Below are 11,170 nucleotides of genomic sequence, written 5' to 3'. Positions count from 1 at the left end.
CTCGTCCGATCCCGAGCCGGGCCCCTCCCCCCTGCGCATCGGCCGGGATCCGGGCAACGGGCTGCGGTTGAGTCATGCCCCCGTACCCGGCCGGGTACGGGGGTCTCGCACATCGTCGTCGGATCAGCGGGGCCAGACGTTCGCCAACATCGCCCGCGTGTCCGCGAGGAGTTGCGGCAGGATCTTCGTGTGGCCGACGACCGGCATGAAGTTGGTGTCCCCGCCCCAGCGCGGCACGACGTGCTGGTGGAGATGGGCTGCGATCCCCGCGCCCGCCGCCATTCCCTGGTTCATCCCGATGTTGAAGCCGTGGGCGCCGGACGCCGCCCGCAGCGCGACCATGGCGCGCTGGGTGAAGAGGGCCAGCTCAGCCGTCTCCGCCCCGTCCAACTCGGTGTAGTCGGCGACATGCCGGAACGGCACCACCATGAGATGACCGCCGTTGTACGGGTAGAGGTTCAGCACGGCGTAGACGTGTGAGCCGCGGGCGATCACCAGGCCGTCCTCGTCCGACTTCGACGGAATGTCACAGAAGGGGCAGCCATCGCCGGCTTCGGGCCCGGTGGGCTTGTTCTCACCCTGGATGTACGCCATTCGGTGCGGTGTCCACAAGCGCTGGAACGCGTCGGGCGTTCCCACTCCGATCTGCTGCTCCGGCTCACTCGTCATGTCGTGCAGCATATGGCTTCGCACGTCCTCGGCGTGTCGCCGGGGGCAAGCCCGGCGGGGTGAGGGCGATCCTGGGGCGATGAGAGACGAGATGAGGCTGGAGCGCTGGCGCGAGCGCATGGAGATCCCGCTGTTCGCGGCATCGGTCCTCTTCCTCGGCTGCTACGCGGTGCGGGTGCTCGCCGTCGATCTGCCCGAGGTCTGGCAGGACACCGTCCTCGCCTTCGTCTACGCCCTGTGGGCCCTGTTCGTCGTGGACTACGCGGTCCGCTGGCGACTCAGCGGTGACGGGCCGGTCTACATCCGCAAACACGGGCTCGACGGCATCGTGGTGCTGTTGCCGCTGCTCCGGCCCCTGCGGATGGTGCGGATCTACGAGTCGGTCCAGCGCCGGCACGCGGACACCCAGCCACGTCTGCCCCTCTACGCCCGGGTGATCGCGTACTCCGGCATGTCGGCCGTGCTGCTGGGGTTCGCCGGTGCGCTCAGCGTCTACGCACAGGAACGCGGTGCTCCGAGTGCAACGATCAAGACCTTCGGGGATTCGGTCTGGTGGACCTGCGAGACACTGACGACGGTGGGGTACGGCGATGTGGCGCCGGTGACCGCCCTGGGGCGGACGATCGCGGTGGCGATGATGATCGGCGGGTTGGCGCTCCTCGGGGCGGTGACGGGTTCGTTCTCGTCGTGGTTGATCCAGACGTTCACCCTGGAGGCCGACACGAAGCCCCCGGAGAGCGGCTCTCCGGGGGCTTCGTGATGACCTATGCCGTCCGTCGGCGGTGGGGTCAGACCTGGGCGCGGTCCTCGACGACCTTCACCAGCTTGGCGAGGGCCTCCTCGCGGGGGATGCCGTTCTCCTGGGAGCCGTCGCGGTAGCGGAAGGAGACCGTGCCCGCGTTCATGTCCTCGTCCCCGACGATGATCATGAAGGGGACCTTGAGCTTCTGCTGGGTCCTGATCTTCTTCTGCATCCGGTCGGACGAGGAGTCGACCTCGACCCGCAGGCCCTTCTTCTTCGCCTCGGCGGCGAACTCCTGGAGGTACTCGACGTGGGCGTCGCCGATGGGGATGCCCACCGCCTGCACCGGCGCCAGCCACGGCGGCATGGCTCCCGCGTAGTGCTCCAGCAGCACGGCGAAGAACCGTTCGATCGAGCCGAAGAGTGCCCGGTGGATCATCACCGGCTGCTGGCGCGAACCGTCCGGCGAGGTGTACTCCAGGTTGAACCGCTCCGGCAGGTTGAAGTCCAGCTGGACCGTGGACATCTGCCAGGTCCGGCCGATGGCGTCACGCGCCTGCACGGAGATCTTCGGACCGTAGAAGGCGGCGCCGCCCGGGTCGGGGGTGAGCGGAAGTCCCTGCTTCTCGGCGACCTGCCGCAGGACCTCCGTGGCCTCTTCCCAGGTCTCGTCCGAGCCGACGTACTTCTCCGGGTCCTTGGTGGACAGCTCCAGATAGAAGTCGGTCAGTCCGTAGTCGCGGAGCAGGTTCAGCACGAAGGTGAGCGTGCGGTCGAGTTCGTCCGCCATCTGCTCGCGGGTGCAGTAGATGTGCGCGTCGTCCTGGGTGAAGCCCCGGGCCCGGGTCAGACCGTGGACCACGCCGGACTTCTCGTGCCGGTAGACCGTGCCGAACTCGAACAGCCGCAGGGGCAGTTCGCGGTAGGACCGGCCCCGGGCGTCGAAGATCAGGTTGTGCATGGGGCAGTTCATGGGCTTGAGGTAGTAGTCCGTGCCGCCGTCGAGCTGCATGGGGGGGTACATGCCCTCGGCGTACCAGTCCAGGTGGCCGCTCTTCTCGAACAGCGCGCCCTTGGTGGCGTGGGGGGTGTAGACGAACTCGTACCCCTCCTCCTCGTGGCGCTTGCGCGAGTAGTCCTCCATGACCCGGCGCACGATGCCGCCGCGCGGGTGGAACACGGCGAGACCGGAGCCGATCTCGTCCGGGACGGAGAACAGGTCGAGCTCGCTGCCGAGCTTGCGGTGGTCGCGCTTCTCCGCCTCGACGAGGAAGTCCAGATGCGCCTTCAGCTCCTCCTTGGAGGGCCAGGCGGTGCCGTAGATCCGCTGGAGCATCGGGTTCTTCTCGCTGCCCCGCCAGTACGCGGCGGCGTTCCGCATCAGCTTGAACGCCGGGATGTTGCGCGTGGTCGGCAGGTGCGGACCGCGGCACAGGTCCTTCCAACACAGATCGCCTGTCTTGGCGTCCAGGTTGTCGTAGATGGTCAGCTCGCCGGCACCCACCTCGACGTTCGCCCCGTCGTCACTGGACGCCGAGCCCTTGAGCCCGATCAGCTCCAGCTTGTACGGCTCGTCCGCGAGCTCCGTACGGGCGTCCTCGTCGGTCACCACGCGGCGCGAGAAGCGCTGGCCCCGCTTCTGGATCTCCTGCATCTTCTTTTCGACGGCCTTGAGGTCCTCGGGCGTGAAGGGCCTCGCGACGTCGAAGTCGTAGTAGAAGCCGTCCTTGACCGGCGGGCCGATGCCGAGCTTGGCCTCCGGGAACAGCTCCTGCACGGCCTGGGCCATCACGTGCGCGGTCGAGTGGCGCAGGATGTCCAGGCCGTCCGGCGAGGAGATCTCGACGGGCTCGACCTCCTGGCCGTCCTCGATCTCGTACGCCAGGTCCTTCAGCTCACCGGCGATGCGGGCGGCGACCACGGTGCGCTCGCCGGCGAACAGGTCCGCCGCCGTCGTGCCCGTCGTCACCACGCGCTCTTCCCGCTCGGAATCGCGTTGGATGATCACACGGACGTCTGACACCGGTCTCTCCTCGTTTCAGGGGGTGCGCCCGTGGAAACGGCGCTCCTGAATCGTACCGAGCGAAAGGGGGCGCCCGCGAAACGGTTACCCCCGGCCCGCCCGGTCGTCGAGGTCGTCCTCGTCGGCCCGGAAGTCCTGGTCGTCCCCGCTCGCCTTGAGCGCCTTCATCAGCCGGTCCCGCTCGGCGTCGTCCACGGGGACGGTGACCACGTCGCAGGCGTCGGTGAGCCGCCGGAACCCCCCGCGGCTCTCCAGCCGGCCGGCCACCCTGATCGGCTGCCCCGTCAGATGCGCCTGCCCGGCCGTGCGGTACGAGTCCTCTTCGAGGGCCACCCGGACGTGCGGCACGTCGGCACCCGTCAGCACCCGCAACCTGACCGTCCCGGCACCGCGCGGGCCCGGTCGGCGCATCCGAACCACGGTGCCCGTCAGCCGTACCGGCATGGGCGGCTCGTCATGGAGGTAGCGGGCGCCCGCGGCCCGTAGCGCGGGCAGGTCCCCGGGCGAGAACTCCACCGGCTCACGGTCGGTACCGCACCCTTCGGGCACCCCGGCCGCCGGGGACCAGGACAACGCAATCCGCGCCCCCTCGGAACCCCTGACCAGCGCGATGAGCGCCTCCGTCAGCTCCCGGCTCACCCCGAGCCGCACCGCCGCGTCGAACGCCTCCAACCGCCCGGTGGCACGCTGGTAGTCCGTCGCCTCCCGGGCCGCCTGAAGCGCCTGGTGCAGCCGAACGGTCACGGCCCGCCCCTGCGCCACCGGTACGAAGGCGGTCAGCGCCCGACCGCCCGGCGCGGGACCCACCAGGACCCCGGCGAGGGAGGCCCGCGCGCCCCGGCGGTGGCGCGCCCCGTGGTAGCCGGCCCGACCCCGGGTCGCGAGGGCGCCGGCCATCATCATCTGCCGTGCGGCGGCGCGCAGTTGCTCCTGGGCTATCCACGACGCGGTGCCGGACGGACCTTCGTGCACATCGCGCCACCAGCGGATCTCGTCGCTGGGCACGGTGAGCCCGACCAGGACGTCCTGCGCCGAGGGCGCCGCGCTGCGCGCGAGTGCCGTCAACGCCTCGCCGAGCAGGTCCTCGCAGTCCGGGAAGGAGCGGTTCTCCGGTACGAGCAGACTGGTGGAGCCCGTGGGCGCACCGGGCGGGGTCCAGCGCGCGTACCTCCCCGGGGCTCCGCCGCGCCGCTGCCAGCCGTGCCGGGCCAGCAGCGCGCCGAGGACGACGGGGTCGACCTGGGACGGGTTCGGTCCGTGGGCCGAGTGCCAGTCGTCGCGGGCCTCGTGCAGGGGACGTGGTCGGACGGTCTCGTCGTGGGGCCGGTGCATCAGGGTCTCCCTCCCGCCCCCACCCTCGTCATGATCTCGCAGAGCGCCCGGTCGTCGAAGATCCGTGAGGTCGGGATGCGCACGGTGGTCTTGTGCCTACCCGTCATCGGGTGGCCGGCCAGATTGATCCAGTAACAGCAGTGCCGCAGATCGAGTCGGTCGTGGTCGGCGCGCAGCCAGTCGTCCTGGGTCCGGGGGACGATCATCACGACGAGGATCTTGTGCACGGACACGGGGGTCCGGGCGAGTTTCACCAGGTGGTCGTTGGTGAGGGTGAACGGGAAGTCGGGGCGCGGGGCGAAGCCGGGGCGCGGGGCGAGTTGGTAGGTCGACTTCAGCTGGACCTTGATGGTCACCTCGTCGTCCACGGCGTGATCCGGGGAGCTGTGGCTGACGTGCCAGTCGATCCCGTTGTCGGGGAAGGGTTGGGAGAGCGAGCAGCCGGCCGCGGCGGCGACCGCGTGGAGGTAGGCCACCTGGAGGGTCTCCATGCACGCGGTGGTGGCCAGCCCGCCGCGCACCGGCGCCGGCGGCTGGGGCAGCAGACCTCCGGCGTGGGCGCGGGAGGTTCCCCCGTATTCGGGCTGCGGGAGCGCCATGGCTCTGGGTGCCTTCCGGGATGTGCCGTCCGATCTCCGCCTGCGGGGGTCCGTACGTGGGGGCGCACGGGTGTCGGTTGCGTACGGCGTGGATGTTCGCGGGGGCTACGGATGGGGCGTCGGTCGGCTCCTGCTTCCCGGTGTCCGTTCCCCCGTCAAGTGTGTTGTCACCGCCCTGCGTACGGCGCAAACAGCCCGGGTATCACGGATTCGGCAGGGGGATTCCCTCATCTGCCAGTCATGTGCGAGGAGTTCGGGGATGACGCTCTGGTTCGACGGCCCGATGGCCGCATTTGACACGGAGACGACGGGGATCGATGTCGAGCAGGACCGCATCGTGTCGGCCGCTCTGGTGGTGCAGGACTCGGCGGGTGCCCGGCCGTGGACCACCCGCTGGTTGATCAATCCCGGTATTCCGGTGCCGCGCTCGGCGATCGACGTGCACGGGCTGACCGATGACCATCTCCAGCGCAACGGCCGTTGGCCGGCGCCGGTGATGGAGGAGATCGCCCGGGCGCTGGCGGAGCAGTGCGCCGCGGCCAGGCCCCTGGTGGTGATGAACGCGCCGTTCGACCTGACGATGCTCGACCGGGAGCTGAGGCGGCACCGGGCGGCTCCGCTCACGCGCTATCTGGAGAACGTCCCGCTGTGCGTGCTCGATCCACGGGTGCTGGACAAGCACCTCGACCGCTACCGCAAGGGCCGGCGGACGCTCACGGACCTGTGCGCGCACTACGAGGTGGAGTTGGAGGGGGCGCACGACGCGGCGGCGGACGCACTGGCGGCACTGGAGGTGACCCGGGCGGTCGGCCGCAGGTTCTGTTCACGGATGGAGCGGTTGTCGCCGCCGGAGCTGCACACGCTCCAGGCCGTGTGGCACGCGGCGCAGGCGCGCGGGTTGCAGGCGTGGTTCGCGCGCAGCGGTACGCCGGAGCCGGTGGATCCGGCCTGGCCCCTGCGCCCCCAACTATCCGCCGCCGCCTGAACCCCACCGGAGCGGGCGCTCGCGTCGGGGAACGCAAAAGCCGGTCCGTCGGGGACGGACCGGCTTTTCCCGGTGGGCGATACTGGGTTCGAACCAGTGACCTCTTCGGTGTGAACGAAGCGCTCTCCCACTGAGCTAATCGCCCGGGAACGGACTGAACCATACAGGCCCCGGCGTCCCACCTTCAAATCCCGCGGCGGTGGGTCAGCGGGTGCCGAGGCGGGCGGCGAGACCCCGGCGACCCGCTCTCATCATCGCGGCGTGGTTGGCGCGGAACAGCGGGCGGGCCACCGGCGCGAGCCACCGCATCAGGGGTTTACTCACTTCGACCTCCTGGTCGTAGACGGCCCGGGTGCCGTCGGCGGCCCTCAGCCCCCGGCCGGTGACCGTCCAGCGGGCCCATCCCTCCAGGTCGCCGTGGAGGGCAACTTCCAGTACGCCCGCGGACCGGTCAGCCCGCCGGGTGGCCGCGATGACGTGCAGTTCGTAGGGGAGGAAGGAGCGGATGCTGGCCCTCCCGGTGTCGTCGTCCAAGGGGACCGCGGCACGGACCTGGGGCCACCACTGCGGATACTCCTCGGCCCGGGAGAGCACGGCGTAGACGTCGTCCGGCGGCGCGTCGATCTCCCAGACGCTGTGGAAGCGGTACCGGAACCAGTTCACGGGACGCACGTACTCCGATGCGGTCGAACAGGGGCGTACTCATGTGCGATCTGAGTATCCGTGCCCATGCCCGGCGATGTGGCCGGCGACACACTGCGAACCATGAAGAATGCTCCGCCGACGCCGCCACCAGCCGAAGAACTCGTCCTCATCGATCGCGAACTGGTGCAACTGGACCACCGCCGTACCCAGTTGTTGGCGCGCAAGGCGTATCTGGTGTCGGTGCTCCAACCGCCCGTGCCCCGTGCCTGGGCCGCGACCGCACCCCCGATCGCCCGGAGCCCTGAGACCTCTCCCCCGGGTGTGCAGAACGTGCTGCTGACCCTGGGCGGTTTGTTGCTGACGATCGCCGCCATCGCGTTCACGGTGGTCAGCTGGGGTGACATGAGCATCGGCGGACGTTCGGCGGTGCTCGCCGTGGTGACCACGGCGGCCCTGCTGGTCCCCGCGGCCCTGCTGCGCCGCGGATTGGACTCCACGGCCGAGGCGTTGGCGGTGCTCGGTCTGGTGCTGCTGGTGCTGGACGCCTACGCCCTGTACGCGGTGGCCCTGTCAGGGGTGTCCGGCCTCGCCTACTCGGCCTGGGCCGCAGCCGTGCTGGCGGCGCTCTGGACGGGATACGGAACGGCGCTGCCGAAGCTGCACACCCCGCTGCCCGCGGCCGTGGTGGCCGCACAACTGCCGCTCCTGCTGTGGTCGGTCAACGGAGCCGCGGCGGACTCCGCACCCGCACCCTCGCTGGGCTGGGCGCTCCTGGGCACGGCTGCGCTCGATGTCGCGCTCGTGATCCTGGTGGCCCGGCCGTCCGTACGGCTGACGGCGACCGTGGGCGCGGTGCTCAGCGGCGCGCTCACGCTCCTCATCGGCGGATTCGAATCGCTGGCGGCCGAATCCGCCCTCGATGCGGTGGAACCCGCCGCACTGCTGACGCTCGCCGGCGCGGTGGCGTTCCTCGCGGGGTGGCGCGTCCGCGTGGCCGCGCTGCCGTGTGCCGTGGTGACCGGGCTCGCACTCATCGCCGCCTCCGGCGGGATGATCTCGGCGACGGTGCCCGACGGCTGGGCGATGCCCGGCTATCTGCTCTGCGCGATCGCCCTGCTCTCCGCGGTGCAGATGCCGGCCTTCGGAGCACGTACGCCGGCCGATCTGCTGCGGGGACTGAGCGCGTCGTCGGCCGCACTCATGGCCCTCGCGCTGGTGTCGACGCTGCCCCTCGTGGTGCTTCAGTACGCGGGCCCGCTCACGGTGCTCCCGGACGTCTGGGCAGGTGCTCCCGCAGATGCGCGCGCCGCGCTGGGCGAGGACCTGCCGGACGCCAACTGGGCCGCCACCGCGCTGGTGCTCGTGCTGCTCGCGGGCGCCCTGCTCGCCGTGTCTCGACGACTGCCCCTCGCCACGGGCGCTCCTACAGGCCAAGGCGTCCGGCAGGGCGACGAGGGTTCCGATACACGACCGGAAGGCAGCGAACCGAAGGGCACCGGACCGGCGGAAGGCGTGGCACCCGTCCGTACGGTATCCCCGGCCGATCTGCGCACCTGGGCGAGCGGCGGCGCCGCCGTCCTGGCCTGGGCGGCACTGACGATGGCGCCCTTCGTCCTCGACACCGGCCATCCACTGGCCGTCGGCTGGCAGACGGCACTCGTTGTGGCCCTGCTGGCGCTGGCCTCCGGCCGAGGACTACCGGCCCGTTCGCTACCGCTCGCCCCGATGATCGCCCTGGTCTGCGCACTGGTGGGTACCGCGAGTACGACGGCGCTCGCCCTCGCGACCCGGACGGCCACCTTCACGGTGCTGGGCACCCTGCTCACCGCGTTCATCGCCGCCGCCGTCCTCTCCCGGACGGGTCACGTCGTGCGGGCGGTCGCGGGCTCCATCGCCGTCGTGCTGGGCAGCGGACTGCTGGTCGCGCTGGCCGAGACCCTCGACCTGGCCCCCCACCGAACCGCGGTGGCGCTGCTGGCCGTGCCCGCCGTGGTGGCCCTGCTCACGGCCCGACTCCGCACGCACCCACTCGCCGCTCCCCTGGAGCTCACGGCGGCCTTCGTGGGCGTCGTCGCGCTGGTCCTCGCCCTGGACCACGCCCCGACCGTCGCCCTGGTGCTCGCGCTCGGCGGAGTCATCGCGGCCGGTACCGCGATACGGGCGGAGCGCCGCACGGCGGCCGGCTGGAGCGCCGCGGCACTCTTCCTCCTGGCCACCTGGGTACGGCTGGCCGCATCGGACGTCACGGTGCCGGAGGCGTACACCCTGCCGGTGACGCTGCCCGCCCTCGTGCTGGGCGTGCTGCGGCGACGGCACGTTCCCGAGACCTCCTCCTGGACCGCGTACGGGGCGGGACTGAGCGTGACGATGGTGCCGAGCCTGCTCGCGGTCTGGGGCGAAGGCGACTGGCTGCGCCCCCTGCTGCTGGGCACGGCAGCCCTGGTCGTGACCCTGGTGGGCGCCCGCCAGCGGCTCCAGGCGCCGCTGGTGCTCGGCGGGGCCGTACTGGCCCTGGTGACACTCCACGAACTCGCGCCCTATGTGGTGCAGGCCGTTGACGCACTCCCCCGCTGGCTGCCGCCGGCCCTCGCGGGCCTGCTGCTCCTGGTCGTCGGCGCCACCTACGAGCAGCGCCTGCGGGAGGCACGCAAGCTGCGCGAAAGCCTCGGCCGCATGAGCTGACGGCCCCCCGGGGGGGGAAGACGCGCGAAGGGCCCGGAGACTCTGAACGAGTCTCCGGGCCCTTCGATCCGGGTGGGCGATACTGGGTTCGAACCAGTGACCTCTTCGGTGTGAACGAAGCGCTCTCCCACTGAGCTAATCGCCCCGGCGCACCGCAAACATTACCCCATGTCAGCGGGCGCTCCCGACCGGTTTTACGGTCATTCCTCGATCTTCCACGGCATGGTCAGACCGAACTGCCAGAGGTAGGCACCGGCCGCCACGGCACAGATGACCACACCGATCGTGGTCAAGATGATGTTCCGGCGCCGCACCCGCGGATCGAGGGCGCGCTGGGCGGCCTCGCTGACCTTGCGCTTGGTCCACCGCAGGACGAGTTGGGCCCACACGAACTCGGTCGCCCAGATCGCCATGCCAGCGAAGATCACGAGCCAGCCGGGTCCGGGCAGCACGAGCATCGCCGCGCCGGCACCCACCACGGCGAGCCCCACGACGAAGACACCGACCTGCCAGCTCAGGTGCAGCGTCCTGCGCGCCTTGATGAAATCGGGCGCGCGAGAGCCGAGGGGGGACTCGGTCGTGTCCTCCGCCTCTGCGTCCTTCGCGGTCCCGCCCTCGATCTCGGCCTCCTGCGCGCCGTCAGCGGGCTTTCCCTCTTCAGCCGCCACCGCGACCTCCGTACCGTTACTCCCCGTGTTCATGGCAGCAAACTTACCGGACTCTACGGAGTCACCGGAATGGTCCCAGGGAACGAAGAATCACTCCGCCATACGAGGTACCTAAAGGTACCCAAATCGCTCAGAGGGGTTTACAACGGCACCGTAGGTGGCATGTCGATTTCGCCGACGTGCGAATCCCCGAGCGCACACTGAGCGAAAGGCCCTGGCGCTTATGAACACCACGGTCAGCTGCGAGCTGCACCTGCGCCTCGTTGTATCGAGCGAGTCTTCACTGCCTGTACCCGCGGGCCTGCGGTATGACACGGCCGATCCCTATGCCGTGCACGCCACCTTCCACACCGGAGCCGAAGAGACGGTCGAATGGGTGTTCGCCCGCGACCTCCTCGCCGAGGGGCTGCACAGGCCCACCGGCACGGGCGACGTCAGAGTCTGGCCATCGCGCAGTCACGGCCAGGGCGTCGTCTGTATCGCACTGAGCTCCCCGGAGGGCGAAGCACTGCTCGAAGCCCCGGCGCGGGCCCTGGAGTCGTTCCTGAAGCGAACGGACGCAGCGGTGCCGCCCGGCACCGAGCATCGTCACTTCGACCTCGACACGGAGCTCTCCCACATCCTGGCCGAGAGCTGAGCCAGGCCGAGAGCTGCACGGCGCCGTCCTACTCGGGGAGACGGCGCCGCGCGGACCATCCCCACGGCAATCGGATCGGCGCCGTCACCGTGCATCCCAGCACGGTCTCTATCTGCCCGACCGGGTCACCCTGGAGATCACCGACGACGGTGCCGGCGGCCAGCGCCCCCAGGGCGTGCCGGGCGGGG

General features: G+C 70.5%; 10 protein-coding genes and 2 tRNA genes. 4 read left to right on the top strand and 8 right to left on the bottom strand.

The annotated features are described in order from the left end of the window. Positions 1-123: 123 nt before the first annotated feature. Positions 124-681 (bottom strand): HIT domain-containing protein, encoded by a 558-nt coding sequence (locus ABZ348_RS34215; protein WP_358939843.1) that lies wholly within the window; start codon positions 679-681, stop codon positions 124-126. A gap of 67 nt (positions 682-748) precedes the next feature. On the opposite strand from ABZ348_RS34215, the gene ABZ348_RS34210 reads away from it, so the two are divergent. After that, a complete protein-coding gene (locus ABZ348_RS34210; RefSeq protein ID WP_358939841.1) occupies positions 749-1,429 on the top strand; it encodes a potassium channel family protein in 681 nt (226 codons plus the stop codon). A gap of 28 nt (positions 1,430-1,457) precedes the next feature. On the opposite strand, the gene thrS is transcribed toward ABZ348_RS34210, so the two are convergent. From thrS to ABZ348_RS34195, 3 genes are all read right to left on the bottom strand, one after another. Then, positions 1,458-3,434, bottom strand: coding sequence for a threonine--tRNA ligase (gene thrS, locus ABZ348_RS34205; protein WP_358939839.1), 1,977 nt, complete (start codon positions 3,432-3,434; stop codon positions 1,458-1,460). An 84-nt stretch (positions 3,435-3,518) separates the two neighbouring features. Continuing rightward, on the bottom strand, positions 3,519-4,766 hold the full coding sequence (locus ABZ348_RS34200; protein ID WP_358939838.1) for a hypothetical protein: 1,248 nt from the start codon (positions 4,764-4,766) through the stop codon (positions 3,519-3,521). Next, positions 4,766-5,365, bottom strand: a complete 600-nt coding sequence (locus ABZ348_RS34195) for a DUF4365 domain-containing protein (protein ID WP_358939836.1) — start codon at positions 5,363-5,365, stop codon at positions 4,766-4,768. Before ABZ348_RS34195 ends, ABZ348_RS34200 begins: the two co-directional genes overlap by 1 nt. A gap of 259 nt (positions 5,366-5,624) precedes the next feature. On the opposite strand from ABZ348_RS34195, the gene ABZ348_RS34190 reads away from it, so the two are divergent. Then, on the top strand, positions 5,625-6,350 hold the full coding sequence (locus tag ABZ348_RS34190; RefSeq protein ID WP_358939834.1) for a 3'-5' exonuclease: 726 nt from the start codon (positions 5,625-5,627) through the stop codon (positions 6,348-6,350). Positions 6,351-6,423: 73 nt separating this feature from the next. Here the strand turns inward: ABZ348_RS34190 and ABZ348_RS34185 are convergent. After that, positions 6,424-6,495: transfer RNA gene (locus tag ABZ348_RS34185), tRNA-Val, on the bottom strand. Positions 6,496-6,554: 59 nt separating this feature from the next. Continuing rightward, on the bottom strand, positions 6,555-7,013 hold the full coding sequence (locus tag ABZ348_RS34180) for an SRPBCC family protein (protein WP_358939833.1): 459 nt from the start codon (positions 7,011-7,013) through the stop codon (positions 6,555-6,557). Positions 7,014-7,115: 102 nt separating this feature from the next. Between ABZ348_RS34180 and ABZ348_RS34175 the strand changes: the two genes are divergently transcribed. Then, positions 7,116-9,677, top strand: a complete 2,562-nt coding sequence (locus ABZ348_RS34175) for a hypothetical protein (RefSeq protein WP_358939831.1) — start codon at positions 7,116-7,118, stop codon at positions 9,675-9,677. 73 nt (positions 9,678-9,750) lie between these two features. Here the strand turns inward: ABZ348_RS34175 and ABZ348_RS34170 are convergent. Both ABZ348_RS34170 and ABZ348_RS34165 read right to left on the bottom strand, forming a co-directional pair. After that, positions 9,751-9,822, bottom strand: a tRNA-Val gene (locus ABZ348_RS34170). 55 nt (positions 9,823-9,877) lie between these two features. Next, the gene (locus ABZ348_RS34165; protein WP_358939829.1) at positions 9,878-10,378 is read right to left on the bottom strand and encodes a TIGR02611 family protein; all 501 of its coding nucleotides are present in this window, start codon (positions 10,376-10,378) and stop codon (positions 9,878-9,880) included. Between the two features lie 190 nt (positions 10,379-10,568). Between ABZ348_RS34165 and ABZ348_RS34160 the strand changes: the two genes are divergently transcribed. Further along, positions 10,569-10,982 (top strand): SsgA family sporulation/cell division regulator, encoded by a 414-nt coding sequence (locus tag ABZ348_RS34160; RefSeq protein WP_003959770.1) that lies wholly within the window; start codon positions 10,569-10,571, stop codon positions 10,980-10,982. Positions 10,983-11,170: the final 188 nt, after the last annotated feature.

Origin of the sequence: Streptomyces sp. NPDC005963 (assembly GCF_040638655.1) — a bacterium.
Classification (GTDB): domain Bacteria; phylum Actinomycetota; class Actinomycetes; order Streptomycetales; family Streptomycetaceae; genus Streptomyces.
The sequence above is the reverse complement of the archived record's forward strand: the minus strand, read 5'-3'. Positions and strand labels throughout refer to the sequence as shown.